Raw genomic sequence first — 21,135 nt, 5'->3', positions numbered from 1 at the left:
GAATGTCTGCCTTTTCTACGAAGCTATAAAATTAATAAGCGCTTTCTTTTACAATCTTATAATTTTTATGATTTACAACAGTTCGCTGATCTAATTCCAAGTCACGATAATTATCCATAAGTGTTAGGTCGACTATGACAGAGTTTTCATTGACCTTTTCTACAATCCCTTTTAATCCGTCGCGGAATTCAATGACATTTCCTACTTCTGCTTTTTTCAATTAGTCTCTCTCCTTTACCTGATAATCTATATAAATTCATTTAAGTAACAGTTTGCACTACTTTACAAGTTTCGTAAAGGGTTTTTTTGGACAATTTTGTTAATTTTTCGTAAAAAACAATAAAAAATGCAATCGTTTACATTTAAAGCTTGTAAACTACAGAATTAAGCACAATTATTGACTACGATAATGGTCTTTACTATAAAATGAAAATAAAGGTGGTGTCATTTATGAACGAACAGTTTGTAAAAGAAGTGTTGGAAAAGTTAAAAATAGGTGAGCTATCAGAATTCTATGTTAAGAAAGAAGATTTTATGGAATTTCGTCAAGTCCTTGTCAAAAGGGATGACTTTAAACATTTTCGTGGCATAGGTCAGCGGGGTGGAGATGTATTATATCAATACTTGGAGGAGCCTAGAAGCTAAATCGGAATAATCCTGATTTTTTCTAAATAATGGTTTGTATTTTTGAATAATTTGTGAACTTTTAATAAAAAACGATTTGTCGATTTTTTAATGCGCTTACATAAAGTGAAATAGGTTGTCTGTACTGTTCGAAAATGGTATCCTAGCAATTGTATGAATTTCTAATAATAAAATGAGGCTCGTAGCTTACATACTTCATTTCCTTTTGGAGAAAATATAACAATTAGCTCATTTGTCTTATCTGACTATAAGCTGTTAGATATGTAATAGCCAGCATCATTTTATATTAATGAGAAGGAGTTTGATTTAACATGGCAGAAAAACAATTTAAAGTAACAGCTGATACAGGGATTCACGCTAGACCAGCAACACTACTTGTACAAACAGCAAGCAAATTTGATTCAGAAATCAATTTAGAATATAAGGGTAAAAAAGTTAATTTGAAATCGATTATGGGTGTTATGTCTTTAGGAATTGGACAAGGTGCAGATATTTCTATTACTGCAGAAGGCAGTGATAGTGAAGAAGCATTAAGAAGCCTAGAAGAATTATTGAAAAAAGAAGGACTGGCTGAGTAATGACATTTTTACAGGGAATTGCTGCTTCTAATGGCATTGCCATTGCAAAAGCTTATCGGTTAGTAGAACCAAATTTATCATTTGAGAAAAAGACAGTTGAAGAAATAACATCAGAGGTAAATCGTTTTAAGGCAGCAATAGAGAAATCGAAAGCGGAACTTGAGGCAATACGTGATCGTGCCCATATTGAACTTGGTGCAGATAAAGCAGCTATCTTTGAAGCACATTTACTTGTTCTCACTGACCCTGAATTAAATGGACCGATTGAAGATAAGATTAAGTCAGAAAAAGTAAATGCAGAAACAGCATTAAAAGAAACAGCGGACATGTTTGTTATGATGTTTGAACAAATGGACAATGAGTATATGAAGGAACGTGCTGCAGATATTCGTGATGTTACAAAGCGTGTTCTATCACATTTACTTGGCGTACAATTGGTAAATCCAAGCATGATCGCTGAAGAAGTAATCATTGTTGCAGAGGATTTAACACCTTCAGATACTGCTCAATTAAACAGACAGTACGTACTAGGATTTACTACTGATATTGGCGGACGTACTTCTCATTCTGCAATTATGGCTCGTTCCATGGAAATTCCAGCAGTTGTCGGTACAAAAACTGCTACAGAAGAAATCATCAATGGTGACTTGGTCATTGTCGATGGTCTAAAAGGTGAAGTACATATTAACCCCACCCCTGAACTTATAGAAGAATACCGTAACATTCATCAGCAATATGAAGCTCAGAAGACTGAATGGGCAAAACTTGTTAATGAAAAAACGGTTTCAGCGGACGACCATCATGTTGAATTAGCTGCTAATATTGGTACTCCTAATGATTTAAAGGGAGTTATCGAAAACGGCGGGGAAGGCGTAGGTCTTTACCGAACTGAATTCCTTTATATGGGCAGGGACCAGCTTCCTACTGAAGAAGAGCAGTTTGAGGCTTATAAGGCCGTTTTAGAGGGTATGAATGGTAAGCCGGTTGTTGTTCGTACATTGGACATCGGCGGCGATAAAGAGCTTCCATATCTACAACTTCCAAAAGAGCTTAATCCTTTTTTAGGTTTTAGAGCTATTCGTTTATGTTTAGAGGAGCAGGATATATTCCGTACCCAGCTTCGTGCGCTTCTCCGAGCAAGCAGTTATGGTAACTTGAAAATTATGTTCCCAATGATTGCAACTTTGGATGAGTTCCGTGAAGCTAAGGCTTTTCTTGAAGATGAAAAACAAAAGCTTATTGCTGCTGATCAAAAAGTTTCAGACAGTATTGAGTTGGGAATCATGGTTGAAATTCCATCAACGGCAGTTTTAGCTGATCAATTTGCTAAAGAGGTGGATTTCTTTAGTATTGGAACAAATGATTTAATTCAATATACTATGGCGGCAGACCGAATGAATCAGCGAGTATCCTACCTTTACCAACCATATAGCCCATCGATTCTACGATTAGTTAAGATGGTTATTGATGCAGCGCATGCAGAAGGTAAATGGGCTGGGATGTGCGGTGAAATGGCTGGAGACGAAACCGCGATACCACTTCTTCTAGGTCTTGGATTAGACGAATTTTCAATGAGTGCAACGTCGATTTTAAAAGCACGTTCACAAATTAAAAAGTTGAATAAATCCGAAATGGAGAGCCTTGCCAATAAAGTCTTAAATATGCAGACAACAGCTCAAGTGATTGAAGCTGTGAACGCTGCTACAAAATAGGATTACTTTTAATGAGACAGAAAAATTCTGTCTCTTTTTCTTTGTACATGTTTTAGGAATTAGAGGGAATTTTTAGTATAATGGTGGTAGACGAGTTCAAGGGGGATGGATTAGATGGATTTGAATTTGAGCGGGAAAACAGCGCTCGTTATTGCTTCTAGTCAAGGCTTAGGGTTTGCTATTGCAGAACAATTAGTCAGAGAAGGTACTAATGTAATGATCTCAGGCCGGGATGAGGAAAAACTCATAAACAAGGCTGCTGAATTAGAATCAATTGGCATTGGTAAAATTGCTTTTCAGAAAGCAGATATAACTAAAACCGAAGATATTAAAAGATTAGTATCAAAAACAATTGAAGTATTTGGCAATCTTCATTTACTAATTAATAATGCAGGAGGTCCGCCAGCTGGTAGTTTTGAGGATTTAACAGATGATGATTGGCAGACTTCATTTGAATTAAATTTATTGTCATATGTACGTATCATTCGAGAAGCATTACCATATTTAAAACAGCAAGGTGGTAAGATTCTTAATATCGCATCTTCTTCGATAAAGGAACCAATACCAGGATTAATACTCTCCAACACCTTTCGAACGGGAATCGTAGGACTCTCAAAGACTTTGGCTTCAGAATTGGCTTCGCATAATATCTTAATTAATACGATAGCACCTGGACGAATTGCTACCGACCGGGTGAGGCACTTAGATCAATTTAATGCAAATAAACAGGGCGTTGATTTAGAAACGGTTGAATCAACTATGAAAGCAGCTATTCCTCTTAAAAGATATGGAACTCCCGAGGAATTTGCCAACGTAGCCGTTTTTCTCCTTTCAGATGCCAATACCTATATGACAGGAAGTTCTTTTTTAGTTGATGGGGGTATGATTAAAGCTATTTAGCATCTCTGGAATATTCCAATAATCAACCTCATTTTACGTTTATTACCAATAATATATGGTTAAGGTAAAAACATAAAGGAGTGTTTAAGATGCGGAGAAGTATAAAAATGGTTTTTGTTATTGTAAGTATGATACTTTTAGGTACAACACTTACTGGATGTGGATTTCCTCTATCAAAAGAACTGATCGTCAATCGTTACGCAGACGCCTTGTTGACAAAGAATAACGAACTTCAATTTCGGTTTAGAATTAATAATGAAATATTAGATAGACATGAATTATATAAAGTGAAGGTCACCATCCATGATGATCGCTTGGCTTCAGCAATTGGTAAACGTGAAATCATATATGGTGAAGAACAAGTTCTTAATGGAGAATATTTAGAGGTAAAAGGCAAAAGTGAAAAATATATTTTCATGGATCCTCTTCCTTTAAAAGATGACTTACACATTCATGAACTACAAACTATGATCGAAAAAAACCAAGCAGTTTCGATAGAAATCTATAACAATCAAGAAGTTTTTGGAAGGGTCTATTTAACAAATTTTTCGTCAGAACTATGAAAAAGTAGTTTATCACTTTTTCAACTAGGAGAGACTTAAAAGGTGCATAAATTTGGAGATTGAGCACGATAACCGGAAAGTACTTAGTTCCGGTTTTTTTGCGTTAATAATTATATAATTGAGAAGTGAAAAATTCGTAATCGGAGGATTGATAAATTTGTTTACTCCAGAAAATACAGTAATCGGTTTTATTGGAACAGGCGTTATGGGAAAAAGTATGGCAGGACATTTAATGACAGCAGGTTATCCATTAATTATTTATTCAAGAACAAAGGAAAAGGCGGGCGACCTTTTAGCAAAAGGGGCGGATTGGGCGGAAACACCAAGAGATGTAGCTTCCAAGGCTAATGTTATTATTACGATGGTTGGCTATCCCTCTGACGTGGAAGAGATCTATTTAGGGGAAAATGGATTGGTTAATCATGTTAAATCAGGCAGTTATCTCATCGATATGACGACTTCAGCTCCATCACTGGCAGTAAAAATATATAAAGCTGCAAAAGAAAGAGATATTCATACCATTGATGCACCTGTATCTGGCGGGGATGTTGGTGCAAAGGAAGCAAAGCTGTCCATTATGGTGGGCGGAGAAGAAGAAGACGTTGAAGCAGTAAGACCTCTCCTAAATCTGCTGGGAACAAATATCGTTTATCAGGGAGAAGCGGGTGCAGGACAGCATACAAAAATGTGCAATCAAATTGCGATTGCTTCTAATATGATTGGTGTATGCGAGGCGATTATTTATGCTGAAAAGGCAGGATTAAATCCAGAATCAGTTTTAAAAAGTATTACCACTGGGGCAGCAGGAAGCTGGTCATTAAGCAATCTTGCCCCAAGAATGCTTAACGGGAATTTTGAACCTGGATTTTACATAAAGCATTTTATTAAGGATATGAAAATTGCCTTAGATGAAGCAGAGCACCTGGAAATGAAAGTTCCTGGTTTAGCTTTGGCCAAATCGCTTTATGATCAACTTGCTGAAATGGGCGAGGAAAATAGTGGAACACAGGCTCTTTATAAATATTGGAAGTCCTAATACTGCTTGTATAAATTCCTCTTGCTTTCAGAAACTAGGAAAGAAGCTGAAATAGGAGGAAACGTAAATGGCTAAAAGAACAAAAAAGAATGATCCACAGCAAAAAAACAAAAAGGGATTTGATTCTGCTGTCTTAAATGAAGAATTTGCACATGAAATGGGCTCAGCAGCAACAAATAAAATTCATAAAGATAAAGCCAAAAAGGAAAAAGCACCCAAAAATAATGGGGAATACAAAGGTCAATGACAAAAATACCCTCACTTTTAGCAGTGAGGGTATTTTTTATTTTTTCAAATTAATAAATTTCTCGATTCGATTTAAGCCGGTTTCTAATGTTTCAAGTGAACAGGCAAAGGATAGTCTAAAATAACCTTCACCATATTCAGAGAATGCACTTCCAGGAACCACAGCTACTTTTGCTTGATGTACCATCTCGAGAGCAAAATCAAAACTATTAGAAGGAATTGTATCAGGGATTTTAACAAAGAAATAAAATGCCCCATCTGGCTTGACTACATTTAGACCCATCGCGGTAAGCCGGTTGTAAACATAGTTGCGTCTTTCGATATATTCCTTTTTCATAGGAATGGCATCATCCATTCCTGTTGTTAAAGCTGCTAAAGCTGCTTTCTGGGCAATTGAATTGGCACAGGATACATTGTATTGGTGCACCTTTAATAGGTGCTTTGTAATAGTTTCAGGTGCAAATAGGAAGCCAATTCTCCAGCCAGTCATCGCATGAGATTTTGATAATCCATTAATTACGATTGTTTTCTCCTTTAAAAAGGAAGCAATCGAAAGATGGGGCTGATCATAAGCCAGCTCGCTGTATATTTCGTCTGCGAGTACAAAGATTTCTCTCTCTTTCAAGTAATCAGCAATTTCTATTAACTCGATCTCAGTGAGGCTTACTCCTGTAGGATTAGATGGGTATGGCAAAACAATGCAGCGTGTTTTATCGGTAATATAAGGTTTAATCATTTCTAACGTAAATCGGAATTGATTATGCCTAATATCGACATGAACCGGTACTGCTCCACACATACGAATGATAGGTTCATATCCTGGATAAATAGGTCCAGGCAGGATGACTTCGGTACCTTCTGTTAGAATTGTTCTAAAGGATATATCAATGGCTTCACTTGCGCCCATTGTGACAATTACTTCAGATTCTGGTTTATAGGAAAGTCCATATTTCTTTTCAACAAAATGGCAGGCGGCTGTTCGTAATTCACTGATACCAGCATTGTGTGTATAGGAAGTGAAATTTTCCTCTATTGCATGTATGCCAGCCTGCTTCACATGCTCTGGTGTTTGAAAATCTGGCTGACCAATTGTTAATGAAATAACATCATCTATGTGAGATACCATATTATAAAATTTTCTGATTCCAGAAACCTCTATTTGTTGAACTTTGGTATTAATTAAATGCTCCACCCTTGTTCATCCTTCCATTGCGTTCATGAATACTCTGATTATAAACAGATTTAAAGAAATATTCTACAATTATGGACAAGCTAATTAGCAGAGAATGTAAAAACAGCCTGGAAATTCATTCAGGCTGTTTTAAAAGGGAGGGGGAGTTTATATGAAAACTATAGAGTTTTTCTAATAACCATAGTCCCAATCAACTTCGTCTTCATGCCAGAAAACGGGTGAAACCGAACCGAAAGATACAATTTTATTATCTAGCTTACAGCTACATTGTTCACAGCCACATTGGTTTTTTATTTCTTCGAATACTGATTGTTCAACCTCTTCAATAAATGTAATACTCTTCTCCTGAAAAAGAATCGCTGTCCCCTTCATGGCTAAGGCACCTCTTTTATGATTTATTCTTCTTATGATTGTATTGTAAACTGGTTGTTTAAAAGGGTCTATACTTAGTGAGAGAGTTCACAAAATTATCAATAAGCTGTAGCAAAAATATGTACAAAATAAAAATACGTAAAAAGCCTGCTTAATCGGGCTTTTTACGTATATCTTTCTCCCAACTTTTTAAAAATTGGTTTTTGATATGGACGGTTTTTTCGTGGGCTTGAAGGTGGCTGCTCGATTTCTGTAATTCCGGTATATGTCTTTAATACAGTTTTTGCTTGGCTGAGCGACAGTGAGGTTTTTGGATTTCTCACACTTCCATCTAATTTCCCTAAATGAGGGAGTTCAGTAAAATCAGACTTTGTAGGAGGAATATGAAAAGTATAATGACCACATTCGACGAGAACATCAGATTGCTGTTTACTATTTCGTGGATTTTGCGAAAAATGAAGTCCAATTTTTTTTGCTTTTCCTTCTTCAATTAATTTTTTTAATGATTCATGCTTTAATTTGTATAAAAATTTGGGGTTTGGAGCAGTTTTTGCATGGCGATTAACAATAAAGAGAGCTTGTGAGAGGTTATCGATCGTTAGCTTAGTTTTTGGGTGGGGGACTTTTCTTTCGTGAGTCAAAATAGGTTCTCCTTTTAATTTCTTTAAATTGCCTAACTTTATTATTATTTAATTGTAAAATAGAAATGCAAGAAAGTAAAAACATTATTGTAAAAAATGAGAACTTTTTTTAATTAAAAAATCCTTATCCAATCAATGGTAAGGATTTTTTAATCAGATTCCGATGAAATCAGGGTAAATACAGTTAATTCAGGTTTTGCCATGAAGCGAAAAGGGAGGCGGGTGGTGCCAATTCCTCGATTTACATATAACAACAAAGGATTGTTTTCACCAATAGAATATAAACCCTCAGGGTAATTTTGTGCGAACGGCGGTATTACGAGTGCACCTACAAAAGGTATTTTTACCTGCCCTCCATGACTATGCCCGCTTAATTGCCAATGTATTCGATAGGTTGCTGCCTCATCGGCAACGTCGGGAGCATGTGATAAAAGAAGTTTAAATGATTCCTCAGGAACCAGTTTCATTGCTTGACCTAAATTGGGTTTTCCCAGCATACGATCATCAATACCTATTAGCGAAATAGAACTGCCATCTTTTTGTTTAATAAGGAGAGATTCGTTTAGCAGCACAGTGAAGTTAGATAATTCCATAAGGTTCTTATAAATTTCTGAACCATAACCTCCATGGTCATGGTTTCCATAAATGCAATATTTCCCGATATTTGCCTTTAATTGCTGTAAGATTGGAGCTACTTTATTAATTTCATCATATTTATTTGGCTCGTCCAATAAGTCCCCTGTAAAAAAAATTAAGTCAGGTTCAAGTTGATTAATTTTTTCTACTAATTTCATTAATTGGTTTGCATTATAATGGAAACCTAAATGAGTATCGCTAAATTGGACAATTTTCAATCCGTTGAAACTAGTAGGAATTAAGGAATGCTTGATTTCAAGTTTATTAATTTCAAGAAGTGATGGTTCAATTCGATTGGCATAGAAATAACCGCCTGAACCAAGACCGAGAACTGTGAGAAATGTACCAAATGTACTTTTCAAAAAAGTTCTCCTTTTCATTTTTTTTGGCATATTTATTCTACCAACCTATCTCCGATTTTTTGTCTGTTAATAAAAAGAGAGTCATTCGTATTTTCTTTAAAATTGGTCAATTTTGCAAGTAATATGAAAGGAAAAAATTTATATAAAAAAGGTATATAATAGTTCATATTCTAAATTGGACAAAAAATACATAAAAGCAGCCAAATTGGCTGCTTTTTCAATTACTTGTCTAGCTCCAGCGCCTAGGGGCTCGGGGTCATAAGCCCCTGAGCATTAAGGGAAAGCTCCTTAGATTAATCCTCGCAGGAACAAGCTACGCTTGTTCTGAAGGCGCTTCTGCTTTTCTATTTATAACTTACTGCCCGGCTCTGGAGGGCCTTCCATGAAGCAATAAATTGCTCTTTTTCCACTTTAACTTGTTTTCTGCCAGAAAGCGGATCATTCAAATAAACAAAGTTGTCATCATAACCTACAAGAACAACGGCATGTAAATCTAGCGGTGTTTTAATAACTTGCTGACCATGATACCATGACTCCCAGCGATCGGGTAAACGATAATCTCCGGTAGTCCAAACCACAACGGGATACCCAGAAGAAACATGTTCAAGAACACGTTCAAACGGCTGGTTTGTTAAATTTACCGCTCTACCCGGCAGCTTTTGGTGTACCAATGCTTCCATTGGTTTATCAAAAACTGCATAACCAGCCTGTTTTCCTGTCATATCCCCGACAAAACCATCTGCTGGGTTACCCCAATTTAAAATATCGCCGTTACCGGACTTTTTGATAGGATCTGGATCTTTTTGTATGGAACGATACAGATCCATTTTGTCTGTCTTCACACCCGCATGATTTAATACCATCGCGAGGCTCGTCACTTCGCAACCATATCTGAGCTCAGGATTTTGCTTAATTAAAACAATATCCAACATAACTGAATCCTTTTTAGCTGGCTGATTTACTGGCGGGTTAACGGTAGTGGGATTTCCAGTTTTTTGAATTGTCGGACTCGGTACTTGTTCATATATTTGTGTGTAGTTTTGTTTTTCTGGTTGTTGTGAAACGGTATTGTCAGAGTTATTAAATCCAAATTGAGGAAGAATAGAGACAATCAAGCAAAGCTTTTTCAAAAGATATCCTCCAATCATATGGACTTGGTATTATCATTTGATTGTTTCAGATTTGCTATGATGGTATCCTTTGGAAAAGAACAAGATATGCAAGTAAAGCGTATTGTATATTAGGGTATGGTATAATGAGGAAAATCTTTTTCTGGAGGGTACTTGAATGGATGCATTGGATATCCTAACGGATCTTGAAAATGTCATTCCTTATTTTCAACCAATTTTTAGTGCCGATGAACAACGGGTAATAGCATATGAGGTATTGGGCAGATATCAATCAGAAGGAAACATCATTAGTTTGGGCCAATTTTTTCTTGATGACCAAATTCCAGACGAATATAAATATGAAGTTGATCTATTGTTAGTTCAGAAAGCACTAGAACTTGCATTCGATCTAGAAGATGATGTCAGTATCTATTTGAATCGTAATGCCGATTTACTCATGTATCGACATGGAGAGCCATTTCTACAAGAACTTCTGGCTTTTGAAAAAAGAGGATTGAATTTAAAGAGAATAGTCCTTGAAATTTCTGAAGGTAATTATAAGGGTGATTTTGCTCAATTAGATCATTTATTACAATACTATCGTACGTATGGCATAAAAGTTGCTATTGCAAGTATTGATAGTAATACAAATTACTTTGAACGTATCGGGCAGTTAAATCCTGAAATCATAAAAATAAATTTACAGGCTTTAAAATCCAATGCGACGGCTGCAAGCTTTACTGATGTCTTATTCTCTTTGTCATTATTAGCGAGGAAAATTGGGGCTACACTACATTTCGAAAACATAGAAATGAGTTATCAGCTTCAGTTTGCTTGGAAAAATGGTGGAAGATATTACCAAGGGTTTTATCTACATCCACCTGCACCGCAGTTTATTGAGCGGGAATTGCTAAAAGAGCGTTTAAAAGGAAAATTTCATGAATTTATAGCCTATGAGAAAAGAAAACTGGAAGCAATTTATTCAGCTGCTGAGTATTTTCAAAATAAGGTACAAGATATCTTAGTAAAGAATAAAAAGGCAAATTATGAAGATTTATTTATTTCGCTTAGTAAGGAAATGAATGAAATTGCATTTCGGATGTATGTATGTGATGAAGATGGTTTTCAAAAATCTTCAAATATTTTTAAGGGTGAAAGTGGTTGGTATACTCAAAAGGAATATATCCAAAAAAATTGGAGCTGGCGTCCATATTTTTTAGAAAATATCATCAAAATGAGAAATGAACGTAAGGGGATACTTTCTGATTTATATTGTGATATTGAGACAGGAGAAACCATACGGACGTTTTCTATTCCAATAAATGGGGATGATTATTTGTTTATTGATATTACCTATCAATACTTATTTGAGAACGACCATTTGTTATAACTTAAATAGTATAGAATGGTTCATACAGTGGAAATTTAGTAGTAACTTTATTAAAGGAGAAATCGCTTATGAACCTTTTTGTAAATGCACTATCTATCGTTATTGTTGGTATTCTTGCGGTTTCGCTTGTGTATACATTGTTTGTTGCCAGGCAACAAAAAGCTGTTGAAGGAGAAATTGATACAAAAATACCTAAACCAGTACAAAAACATGTTTATCTAAGCAATCCGATATTTTTGTCATATGTAATATTTTTCGTTTTGGTTCTTTTTATCATCCTTTTCGTTGCAATCACCTTTTTACGATAGGGCCTCCTTGGAGGCCTATTTTTTATAAGTAAAATTGTGGATAAATGTCTTTTTATGCGGATTTTTTACGATTTATTTTTGCAATTGCGAAGAATGTTTATTGTTAAAATGAATAAAAGCGAAGTTTTCAAAAGACTAAGGGGGAAAGGGAAATGAAGAAATCATTACTAATACTTCTGGCACTTATATTAATTATGCCTTTGTATCCAAATGCAAATGTGGATATAAACACTAAAGATGAGGTTTTTAAGTTTTTAAACGAAGCATTTAAAGTTCAGGTCTCATTAAGTGAACAAACAAGAACAAAAGAAGAAATTATTGATTTATTTAATCCTTACTTTTCTAAGAACTATCAAAAACTGTTTTGGGATGAGAATATTTTTGAAGAAGAAGGAAAATTTGTTACATATGGTTCCGATTTTGCCTTATACTATATTCCTTTTTTTCAATATACAGATGACACTAAAGTAATCATGACTCCTGAAGATATTTACATTATCGAACATTTTCCAGCTTCTTCCGAAGGACCGGTGGGCTATGATGACCATTATGAAGGCATATTGTTAAAAAAGGTTGATGGGGCTTGGAAAATAGATCAATATTTATATAATAACGTTCCAAATTCAATTTTGAAGGAAGCATTTCAAAAGGACTAAATATGCTTGTGTAAAAAAATATCCCATTTTTTTCATTTATACATAGACATCTGCTGTCTGTTATTTTATTCTTTTAATATTGGCATATTCACCAGTGGATAATATTCTGGAAATAATAATCCATAAGGATAGAAATATGCTAAAAGAGAAACATAACAGTAGAAAGTTTGCTTGTGTTTGAAAGGAGAAGGAGCATATGTCACAGCTTCAAGGGATATTAACCCGGTTAAAAAACCTTCAGGAACAGTCTAATGGAGGTGAACCTGCACAACGCTATTTCGAAGTGAATGGCGAAAGAAAGTGTCAGGTAACATTTCATCCAAAAACAGAAACATTTGAATTGGAAATATATAATGAAAAGGAAAAGCCAAAGCGTTATCAATTTGATAACGTAGACATGATTACAATCGAAATTTTTGATTTAATCCAATAGGAACCGGTAACGGTTCCTTTCTTTTTTGCGTTTTTTTATTAAAAAACCCAGTTCTCCATAAACTATGGTAGAATATACATGTGGTAAAACAAACATTGAGGAGTTTTCGGCGATGATAAGTCTTCACAGTGGAGAATTTTTAGAGATAGATATTCGAAAATTAATGATTCCATCTGAGCGTGTTGCTCATGTCCAGGTTGGAAATAATCTTGAACATGCATTGTTAGTTTTAACGAAGAGTGGATATACGGCAATACCTGTATTAGATCCGAATTATAAATTACATGGGCTGATTAGCACCCCGATAATAATGGATTCAATTCTAGGACTTGAAAGAATAGAATTTGAACAACTTGAAAAAAAAAGAGTGGAAGAAGTAATGAATGTATCTGTTCCTCGTGTTAAGATTACGGCTTCCATCAAAACCTGTCTAAGGCTCTTAGTAAACCATCCCTTTCTTTGTGTAGATACAGAGGATGGTTATTTCGAAGGTATATTGCCTAGAAGTACAGTGTTAACGCAATTAAATTTAGCTGTTAATAAGATGAATAAAAGTGATAAATAAGGCTCCCAAAAGGGGGCTGTATTATTTTCTTGGAAAAGTAGAGGTGTAAAAATGGGTGCTCCGATTTCCAAAGCTAAAAGAGGGCAGACAAATAGACCGCTTGTACTAGCAGCAGTAATGCTTGCAATGTTTATGGGAGCGATTGAGGCAACGATTGTTTCAACGGCCATGCCGGCAATAGTTGCTGATTTAGGCGGCTTCACTCTCTACAGTTGGGTTTTTTCAGCTTATCTATTAATGAATGCGGTTACAGTCCTGATTTATGGTAAATTATCAGATTTATTCGGTAGAAAACCTATTCTCTTTTTTGGGATCACTATTTTTTTAATTGGATCCATTCTTTGCGGCTTTGCCACATCGATGGAATCACTTATTATTTTCCGGTTAATCCAAGGGTTTGGGGCAGGAGCTGTTACGCCTATTGCCACAACTATTGTGGGCGATATTTATTCTGCTGAGGAAAGGGCACAAGTCCAGGGTTACCTAGCAAGTGTATGGGGAATCTCTGCTGTAACGGGACCAGCAGTAGGTGGATTACTCGTTCAGTACGTAAGCTGGAATTATGTATTTTGGATAAATATCCCACTGGGGATTCTCTCTTTAATTGGTATAGGAATCTTCTTGCACGAAAACGTTGAAAAGAAAAAACATGAAATTGATTACATAGGTGCATTCTTATTAACGGTGTCTATCTCCTCATTAATGTTTTTATTAGTGGAGGGTGGTGGACGATGGTCTTGGGACTCCTGGCAAGTACTCGGCATTATTGTCCTATTTATAGTAACGATTAGTCTCTTTGTCTATCATGAAGGTCGGGTAAAAGAACCTGTCATGCCGTTTAATCTATGGAAGGAACGCTCTATTTTCGTTGCTAATGTTACTTCTTTAACTACTGGAATTATCTTAATAGGAATATCGAGTTTTCTTCCTACTTTTGTTCAGGGGGTAATGGAACAAACACCAATTGTTGCAGGATTTACATTAACTGCTATGTCTATTGGATGGCCAATTGCGTCTACGCTTTCTGGAAAGATGTTAATTTCTATGGGATACCGTAAAACCTCCCTTATTGGAGGTGTAGCATTAATCCTCGGCAGTGTTGTATTTGTGACCATGTCAGTCTCCTCAGGACCTCTTTGGGCGGCGTTAGGTTCCTTAGTAGTTGGTTTTGGCATGGGTTTAACCTCAACTGCTTTTATTGTTTCCATTCAAAGTACCGTAAGCTGGCAGCAAAGAGGAATTGCAACCGCTGCTAATATGTTTATGAGGAATCTTGGAAACACAATTGGTGCAGCCTTACTTGGAGGAATTCTTAATAATAGGCTGGGCAACTACCTTAGTGCAAATGCTGGTAACACTGAGGAAAAACTAACAGTAGATTCAGCGAACCTATTATTAAAGGAAAATGAACGGACCAATTTACCTGTATCAGTTAAAGAACTACTTCAGGAAGGGCTAACTCAATCATTACATTGGGTGTATTATGTTGTTCTTACCTTTGCGATTATAAGTTTAATACTGATAACTTTTATTCCTAAACAAAAACAAGGCTCTGCATAATATATGCAGGGCTATTTTTCGATTAAAAATATGGCTAAGTAATGAAAAGTTTTAATTTTCTCTATATAATAAGTAATGTGGATGTTTAATAAAGTATAAAGGTGGATGGTTTTGTCCTCAATATCTGAATTTCACTTATTATCTGTTTTAGCCCAAGAGATGAATATGCGTAAAGCTTCTGAGAGGCTTTTCGTATCACAGCCAGCGCTGTCACAACGTCTGCAAACCATAGAGAAAGAGTGGGGAACTAAATTATTTATCCGCTCACAAAAAGGACTTTCTCTTACCCCAGCCGGCGAGCATGTTATTCAATTTGTAAACGAAGTTCTTGTTAAAGAAGAAAAGGTTCGGGAAACGATACATTCCCTTCAATCGGGCGTATCAGGAACGTTGAAAATAGCAGTCGCTTCAATTGTAGGGCAAAATTGGCTTCCACCTGTTTTAAAAAAATATAGTGATACCTATCCGCAAGCAAAAATTTCACTAATAACTGGATGGAGCAGTGAAATACTGAAAAGTTTATATGATGATCAAGTACATATTGGTATCATTCGGGGAATGCCAGATTGGAAAGGGGTAAAAATTAAACTATTCAGCGATCCACTCTTTTTAGTTGACCGAGACATTACAAGAACTGAACAGTTATTGGAAACAGACAGACCTTTCATCCAATTTAAAAGTGATTCTAATTATTATCAAGAAATACAAGATTGGTGGATGCGCCAATTCAAAACCTCTCCTAAAAGAACGATTGTAGTTGATCAAATTGAGACATGTAAGCAATTAACCTTTAATGGTTTAGGTTATTCAATCTTACCGGGCATTACGTTAAATAAGGCTGAAAGAGAAATTTATAAAATTCCGTTACTCGATGAGAATGGTAATCCTCTTAAACGTGATACATGGTTATTAGGGTATGAGTCTTCCTTTCAACTAAAACAGGTACAGGCCTTTGTTGACCTTATTAAAGAACATAGCAGTCATAGCAGCTAATAATGGATATTCATTTTTCTTGTTTTCCAACTTTTTGTTTGGTAAAGTAAATTTTAATTATATTTGGAGGTAGTAATATGAAAATGATGGATGCAAACGAAATTATCTCATTTATTCAAAATAGTAAAAAATCAACGCCAGTAAAGGTTTATGTAAAAGGAGATTTGGAAGGAATTGATTTTGGCACCAATTCTAAAACTTTTATAAATGGTAATACTGGTGTGGTCTTTGGTGAGTGGTCTGATATAAACCCAGCTTTAGAATCAAACCAAGCAAAGATTGAAGATTACGTAGTTGAAAATGATCGCCGCAATTCAGCCATTCCATTATTAAATACTAAAAATATTAATGCTCGTATCGAACCTGGAGTTACGATTCGTGATCAAGTCGAAATTGGTGATAATGCTGTTATCATGATGGGTGCTGTTATTAATATTGGAGCAGTAATCGGCGAAAAAACCATGATTGATATGGGTGTTGTTCTTGGTGGAAGAGCTACTGTTGGGAAGAACTGTCATATTGGTGCCGGCACAGTTTTGGCTGGTGTTATTGAACCGCCATCCGCACAGCCTGTCATTATCGAAGATGATGTGCTAATTGGTGCAAATGCAGTGGTTTTAGAAGGTGTTAGAGTTGGACAAGGGTCAGTAGTTGCTGCTGGTGCAGTGGTCACTAAGGATGTTCCTCCGTTTACAGTTGTAGCTGGAACTCCGGCAAGAAAAATTAAGGATATCGATGAGAAGACAAAATCAAAAACTGAAATTATGCAAGAACTTCGCCAACTATAGAGTTTAGATAAAGCAAAGCGTGGATTATTTCCACGCTTTCTTTCTAGTAAAGGAGTGAAAAGAAAATGAACCCTTTTATTAAAATCCGACGAGATCTTCATCTAATACCGGAATTAGGATTTCAAGAATATAAAACACAAGCTTATTTATTATCGTATTTAGAAACGTTATCACAAGAGAGAATATCCATTAAAGAATGGAAAACAGGACTTTTTGTCAAAGTTAACGGTTTACATCCAAGGAAAATAATCGGCTATCGCGCAGATATTGACGGTCTTCCAATCGTTGAAGAAACGGGTTTAGAATTCTCTTCAACCCACAAGGAACAAATGCATGCTTGTGGTCACGACTTTCATATGAGTATCGCTCTTGGAGTATTAACACATTATGTGGAAAATCCAATTGAGGATGACCTTTTGTTTATTTTTCAACCTGCAGAAGAGGGACCAGGTGGAGCGGAGCCAATGCTAAAATCTGACATCATGAAGGAATGGAAGCCGGATATTATTTTCGCCTTACATATCGCACCAGAATACCCTGTAGGATCAATTGCGCTAAAAGAAGGGTTATTATTTGCAAATACCTCTGAACTATTTATTGATCTAAAAGGGAAGGGGGGGCATGCGGCTTATCCACATTTAACAAATGATATGGTTATTGCTGCCTGTTCGCTTGTTGGTCAGCTGCAAACCATCATATCCAGGAATGTGAATCCATTAGATAGTGCAGTCATTACAATTGGCAAAATAACGGGTGGAACAGTACAAAATATTATTGCCGAAAAAGCAAGACTTGAAGGGACGATTCGAACACTTTCTGATGATTCAATGGACAAGGTTAAACAACGAATCAATGCCGTGGTAAAAGGGATAGAGACAAGCTTTGAATGTGAAGCAGTGATTGATTATGGGTCAATGTACCACCAGGTATACAATGATGAGAAAATAACTAGAGATTTCATTCAATTTATGAAGAAAGAGACCACTATTGATGTAATTGAATGCAAAGAAGCGATGACGGGTGAAGATTTCGGATATATGTTGAAGGAAATCCCCGGTTTGATGTTTTGGCTCGGAGTGGATTCGCCGTTTGGTCTGCACCATGCAAAATTAAATCCAAAGGAAGAGGCAATCGAAGTTGCAATCAATATTCTCACCAGCTATATAACGTTTCAAGGGAATTGATAAAAAATTTAATCTAAAAAGCGTTTTATTTTATTCTTTTGTATAATAATGTTAAACTGAAAATTAGAAAAGATTGTTACATATCGTCGTTTATTCTTTATGTAAATAGGGTAAACCTATTAAGGGGAAATACGGTTATAATTAATAATTATTATTTATTTAAATTAATTATAATTTAATATTGACTCGAAATTAGGATTGTCCTATAATGAAAATTGTGAAAAGGATAGCACGTAGGGCTATCAACGATTTAATTAATTATTTGGAGGGATTAGACATGCCAGAACGTATGGTAGCTAAGCAAGCGCCTAGATTTGAAATGGACGCAGTATTACCGAACAAAGAATTTGGAAAAGTAAGTCTTGAAGAAAACATGAAAAACGACAAATGGACTGTTTTATTCTTCTATCCAATGGACTTCACTTTTGTTTGTCCAACTGAAATTACAGCAGTTTCAGATCGTTATGAAGAATTCGATGATCTTGATGCAGTTGTTATCGGTGCTTCTACTGATACAATTCATACTCACCTTGCTTGGATTAATACAGACCGCAAAAACAACGGTCTTGGTGATCTAAACTATCCATTAGCTGCAGATACTAACCATGTCGTTGCTCGTGACTACGGCGTTTTAATTGAAGAAGAAGGTGTTGCACTTCGCGGCCTATTCATCATCAGCCCTGAAGGTGAACTAATGTATTCTGTAGTTAACCACAACAATATCGGTCGTGATGTAGATGAAACATTACGTGTGCTTCAAGCATTACAAACTGGCGGTCTTTGCCCAGCTAACTGGAAGCCAGGACAAGCTACTCTTAATGTTTAATTCTTAAAATTCTTAAAAAGTAGAGACCTAACTTACGTGTTAGGTCTCTTTTAAAAAGGAGATACGTCATGAAATTACGCGAACCAATGCCCGAATTAACAGGTGCGGTTGAATGGTTAAATGGAGAGGTTACCAAAGAGGATTTAGTCGGTGAAAAACCAACTCTCATTCATTTCTGGTCTGTCAGCTGTTACCTTTGCAAAGAAGCAATGCCGCAAGTTAATCAATTCCGTGATCAATATAAAGATAAATTAAATGTAATTGCAGTTCATATGCCGAGGTCTGAGGAGGACTTGAACCTTGAGCAAATCAAGCAGGTTGCTGCAGAACATGAAATCAATCAGCCAATTTTTGTTGACAGTGAACATAAACTAGCAGAGGCATTTGAAAATCAATATGTTCCTGCCTATTATGTATTCGATCGTGAGGGGAAACTTCGCCATTTCCAAGCCGGAGGAAGCGGAATGAAAATGCTAGAAAAAAGAGTCAACCGCGTTTTAGATGAATTAGAAAAAACAGAATAAGTAAATTTAAAAAATGCTGCTCGTACTCCAAAGAGCAGCATTTTTTTATTTTGAAAAAATTAGCAAATAGGTAGATAAATATTCCGAAACCCGTTATATTTAATATTACGTGTTAATTCTAAAAATTTAAAATAGTTTGTCGAGGAGCGGTGCGTGTGGAGACATTTAAAAAGTTAAAACCTTACTACTGGCCATATAAAAAATACTTTTTTTACTCGATTGCTTTTTTACTATTAGTAACAGCTATCACTGTTGTTTATCCGATGATTTTGCAGGTTACAATTGACGAGGTGGTTCTAAAGGGTAAATATCATTGGATACCATACTTAACGATCGGATTCATCCTCGTAATGAGCGTGAAAGGTGTGGCTACATATATCAACCAATATTCAGGCGACCTATTTGGTATTAATTCTGTTTATAAAATGAGAAATGCCTTATATGAAAAACTACAATACCTGCCATTTAAATATTATGATAATGCCAAAACAGGCGATTTAATGTCCCGATTAACAGCAGATGTTGAAGGTTTTCGCTTTTTTCTTTCATTTGGTTTTTCTGAATTACTTCGATTTCTAATATTGATTGTCATTAGCGTTGCGGTCATGTTTTATTATTCGGTTCCATTAACAGTTGTTACATTAATTACACTTCCTTTTTTAGCTTTGGTCGTATATAAGTTTGATCGTGCTGTGCACCCAGCATTTAGAGGAATCAGGGAGTCCTTTGGAAAATTGAATACCAAAGTACAGGAAAGTATTAGCGGAATAAACACAGTAAAGTCATTGTCTAAAGAAAGCTTTGAGATTAGTAGATTTAATGATTCTAATGGAGATTACAAGGAGAATTATTTATTTACTTCGAAGATATGGGCTAAGTATTTTCCTCTAATGGAGCTACTGGGGAATATTAGTGTCATCCTCCTTTTAGCATATGGTGGTTCCCTTGTGATGAATGGTTCACTAAAACCTGGTGAGCTTGTGGCGTTCTATAGCCTGGTTTGGTATATCATTTGGCCGATTGTGAATCTAGGGTTTGTCATAAATCAATTTTCCCAAGCAAAGGCATCTGGAGAAAGGTTAATAGAAGTGTTAGAAGCAGAAAGTGACAGCGGCGAAAATCCTGCTTTAAACAATTATGAACGCCTAAAAGGAGACGTTGAATTTAAGAATGTGTGGCTTTGTTATGATGAAGATTCTAAAGATGCATTACAAGATATCTCTTTTAAAGCGATACCAGGAAAAGTAATCGGTTTAATCGGTTCAACGGGTTCAGGGAAAACAAGTCTTACACAATTAATGACAAAATTCTATGACCCGAGTAGTGGAGAGGTATTAATCGATGGCAAGTCAGTAACCCACTATTCTTTAGGAACATTAAGAAAAAATGTGGGTTTTGTGCTCCAGGAGTCATTTCTATTTTCTACAACTATTAAAGAAAACATCTCATATGGTCGACCCGAAGCAACTATGGAACAAGTTATCGATGCTGCCAAACGAGCTCAGGCGCATGAATTTATTTTGGAGCTGCCTAATGGATATGAAACGATCCTAGGGGAAAGGGGAATGGGGTTATCTGGCGGTCAAAAGCAAAGGATTGCTATTGCCCGAGCGATTTGTATCGACCCAAGCATATTAATATTAGATGATGCTACTAGTGCAGTCGACATGGAAACGGAAGTAAATATCCAAAAGGCATTAAAAGAGGTTATGCAAGGACGTACAACTTTCATTATTGCCCATCGGATCAGTTCTCTTAAGCATGCTGATGAAATTCTTGTCCTTGAAAATGGAAGGATTGTTGAAAGAGGGAAACATGAAGAATTAATTGATAACAATGGACCCTATCATCGTATTTACGATATTCAATTTAAAGACCAGAAGACTGTCCTTACCTCAAATAACCGTTAAGGGGGC

At 35.9% G+C, this 21,135-nt stretch carries 25 protein-coding genes; 19 read left to right on the top strand and 6 right to left on the bottom strand.

Annotated features, from left to right (window positions below):
• Positions 1 to 31 precede the first annotated feature (31 nt).
• Positions 32 to 220, bottom strand: coding sequence for a YkvS family protein (locus tag TR08_RS02350; protein WP_045515474.1), 189 nt, complete (start codon positions 218 to 220; stop codon positions 32 to 34).
• A 230-nt stretch (positions 221 to 450) separates the two neighbouring features.
• Here TR08_RS02350 and TR08_RS02345 point away from each other — a divergent pair, with 230 nt between their 5' ends.
• The 7 genes from TR08_RS02345 (at position 451) to TR08_RS02315 (ending at position 5,681) form a co-directional block, all read left to right on the top strand.
• Positions 451 to 645, top strand: coding sequence for a hypothetical protein (locus tag TR08_RS02345; protein ID WP_045515473.1), 195 nt, complete (start codon positions 451 to 453; stop codon positions 643 to 645).
• A 311-nt stretch (positions 646 to 956) separates the two neighbouring features.
• Positions 957 to 1,223: a phosphocarrier protein HPr gene (locus TR08_RS02340; protein ID WP_045515472.1), complete on the top strand. Its 267-nt coding sequence runs from the start codon at positions 957 to 959 to the stop codon at positions 1,221 to 1,223.
• Positions 1,223 to 2,935 carry a phosphoenolpyruvate--protein phosphotransferase gene (ptsP, locus tag TR08_RS02335; protein WP_045515471.1) on the top strand — a complete coding sequence of 571 codons (1,713 nt, stop codon included), beginning with the start codon at positions 1,223 to 1,225 and terminating at the stop codon, positions 2,933 to 2,935. Before TR08_RS02340 ends, ptsP begins: the two co-directional genes overlap by 1 nt.
• A gap of 114 nt (positions 2,936 to 3,049) precedes the next feature.
• Positions 3,050 to 3,835 (top strand): SDR family oxidoreductase, encoded by a 786-nt coding sequence (locus tag TR08_RS02330; protein WP_045515470.1) that lies wholly within the window; start codon positions 3,050 to 3,052, stop codon positions 3,833 to 3,835.
• A gap of 89 nt (positions 3,836 to 3,924) precedes the next feature.
• The gene (locus TR08_RS02325; protein WP_045515469.1) at positions 3,925 to 4,398 is read left to right on the top strand and encodes a hypothetical protein; all 474 of its coding nucleotides are present in this window, start codon (positions 3,925 to 3,927) and stop codon (positions 4,396 to 4,398) included.
• Positions 4,399 to 4,555: 157 nt separating this feature from the next.
• Positions 4,556 to 5,434 carry an NAD(P)-dependent oxidoreductase gene (locus TR08_RS02320; RefSeq protein ID WP_045515468.1) on the top strand — a complete coding sequence of 293 codons (879 nt, stop codon included), beginning with the start codon at positions 4,556 to 4,558 and terminating at the stop codon, positions 5,432 to 5,434.
• 67 nt (positions 5,435 to 5,501) lie between these two features.
• The gene (locus TR08_RS02315) at positions 5,502 to 5,681 is read left to right on the top strand and encodes a hypothetical protein (protein ID WP_045515467.1); all 180 of its coding nucleotides are present in this window, start codon (positions 5,502 to 5,504) and stop codon (positions 5,679 to 5,681) included.
• Between the two features lie 36 nt (positions 5,682 to 5,717).
• Here the strand turns inward: TR08_RS02315 and TR08_RS02310 are convergent, their stop codons facing one another.
• The 5 genes from TR08_RS02310 to TR08_RS02290 form a co-directional block, all read right to left on the bottom strand.
• Complete coding sequence (locus tag TR08_RS02310) at positions 5,718 to 6,872, bottom strand: aminotransferase A (protein ID WP_045515466.1); 1,155 nt, start codon at positions 6,870 to 6,872, stop codon at positions 5,718 to 5,720.
• Positions 6,873 to 7,043: 171 nt separating this feature from the next.
• Positions 7,044 to 7,244 (bottom strand): hypothetical protein, encoded by a 201-nt coding sequence (locus TR08_RS02305; protein WP_045515465.1) that lies wholly within the window; start codon positions 7,242 to 7,244, stop codon positions 7,044 to 7,046.
• A gap of 164 nt (positions 7,245 to 7,408) precedes the next feature.
• Positions 7,409 to 7,885 carry a YkyB family protein gene (locus TR08_RS02300; RefSeq protein WP_045515464.1) on the bottom strand — a complete coding sequence of 159 codons (477 nt, stop codon included), beginning with the start codon at positions 7,883 to 7,885 and terminating at the stop codon, positions 7,409 to 7,411.
• Positions 7,886 to 8,034: 149 nt separating this feature from the next.
• Complete coding sequence (locus TR08_RS02295) at positions 8,035 to 8,913, bottom strand: metallophosphoesterase (RefSeq protein ID WP_045515463.1); 879 nt, start codon at positions 8,911 to 8,913, stop codon at positions 8,035 to 8,037.
• Between the two features lie 314 nt (positions 8,914 to 9,227).
• Entirely contained in the window at positions 9,228 to 10,013 is a 786-nt protein-coding gene (locus TR08_RS02290) for a C39 family peptidase (protein WP_045515462.1), read from the bottom strand.
• A 157-nt stretch (positions 10,014 to 10,170) separates the two neighbouring features.
• On the opposite strand from TR08_RS02290, the gene TR08_RS02285 reads away from it, so the two are divergent.
• The 12 genes from TR08_RS02285 to TR08_RS02230 all read left to right on the top strand — a co-directional run bounded on the left by TR08_RS02285 (position 10,171) and on the right by TR08_RS02230 (position 21,129).
• The gene (locus TR08_RS02285) at positions 10,171 to 11,382 is read left to right on the top strand and encodes an EAL domain-containing protein (RefSeq protein ID WP_045515461.1); all 1,212 of its coding nucleotides are present in this window, start codon (positions 10,171 to 10,173) and stop codon (positions 11,380 to 11,382) included.
• A 68-nt stretch (positions 11,383 to 11,450) separates the two neighbouring features.
• A complete protein-coding gene (locus tag TR08_RS02280) occupies positions 11,451 to 11,690 on the top strand; it encodes a hypothetical protein (RefSeq protein ID WP_045515460.1) in 240 nt (79 codons plus the stop codon).
• Between the two features lie 152 nt (positions 11,691 to 11,842).
• The gene (locus tag TR08_RS02275) at positions 11,843 to 12,346 is read left to right on the top strand and encodes a DUF3993 domain-containing protein (protein ID WP_052427320.1); all 504 of its coding nucleotides are present in this window, start codon (positions 11,843 to 11,845) and stop codon (positions 12,344 to 12,346) included.
• 196 nt (positions 12,347 to 12,542) lie between these two features.
• Positions 12,543 to 12,779 (top strand): YkuJ family protein, encoded by a 237-nt coding sequence (locus TR08_RS02270; protein WP_045515459.1) that lies wholly within the window; start codon positions 12,543 to 12,545, stop codon positions 12,777 to 12,779.
• Between the two features lie 112 nt (positions 12,780 to 12,891).
• Positions 12,892 to 13,344, top strand: a complete 453-nt coding sequence (gene cbpB, locus TR08_RS02265) for a cyclic-di-AMP-binding protein CbpB (RefSeq protein ID WP_045515458.1) — start codon at positions 12,892 to 12,894, stop codon at positions 13,342 to 13,344.
• A 51-nt stretch (positions 13,345 to 13,395) separates the two neighbouring features.
• Entirely contained in the window at positions 13,396 to 14,904 is a 1,509-nt protein-coding gene (locus TR08_RS02260; protein ID WP_045515457.1) for an MDR family MFS transporter, read from the top strand.
• A 111-nt stretch (positions 14,905 to 15,015) separates the two neighbouring features.
• Entirely contained in the window at positions 15,016 to 15,897 is an 882-nt protein-coding gene (locus tag TR08_RS02255; RefSeq protein ID WP_045515456.1) for a LysR family transcriptional regulator, read from the top strand.
• Positions 15,898 to 15,974: 77 nt separating this feature from the next.
• A complete protein-coding gene (gene dapD / locus TR08_RS02250) occupies positions 15,975 to 16,685 on the top strand; it encodes a 2,3,4,5-tetrahydropyridine-2,6-dicarboxylate N-acetyltransferase (protein ID WP_045515455.1) in 711 nt (236 codons plus the stop codon).
• Positions 16,686 to 16,750: 65 nt separating this feature from the next.
• Positions 16,751 to 17,869: an N-acetyldiaminopimelate deacetylase gene (locus TR08_RS02245; RefSeq protein ID WP_045515454.1), complete on the top strand. Its 1,119-nt coding sequence runs from the start codon at positions 16,751 to 16,753 to the stop codon at positions 17,867 to 17,869.
• Positions 17,870 to 18,146: 277 nt separating this feature from the next.
• A complete protein-coding gene (locus TR08_RS02240; RefSeq protein WP_045515453.1) occupies positions 18,147 to 18,695 on the top strand; it encodes a peroxiredoxin in 549 nt (182 codons plus the stop codon).
• Between the two features lie 68 nt (positions 18,696 to 18,763).
• Positions 18,764 to 19,219 carry a TlpA family protein disulfide reductase gene (locus TR08_RS02235; protein WP_045515452.1) on the top strand — a complete coding sequence of 152 codons (456 nt, stop codon included), beginning with the start codon at positions 18,764 to 18,766 and terminating at the stop codon, positions 19,217 to 19,219.
• Between the two features lie 155 nt (positions 19,220 to 19,374).
• Positions 19,375 to 21,129 (top strand): ABC transporter ATP-binding protein, encoded by a 1,755-nt coding sequence (locus TR08_RS02230; protein WP_045515451.1) that lies wholly within the window; start codon positions 19,375 to 19,377, stop codon positions 21,127 to 21,129.
• Positions 21,130 to 21,135 lie beyond the last annotated feature (6 nt).

It is taken from the genome of Neobacillus niacini, assembly GCF_000759675.1.
GTDB classification, from domain to species: Bacteria; Bacillota; Bacilli; order Bacillales; family Cytobacillaceae; genus Neobacillus; species Neobacillus niacini_A.
The sequence above is the reverse complement of the archived record's forward strand: the minus strand, read 5'-3'. Positions and strand labels throughout refer to the sequence as shown.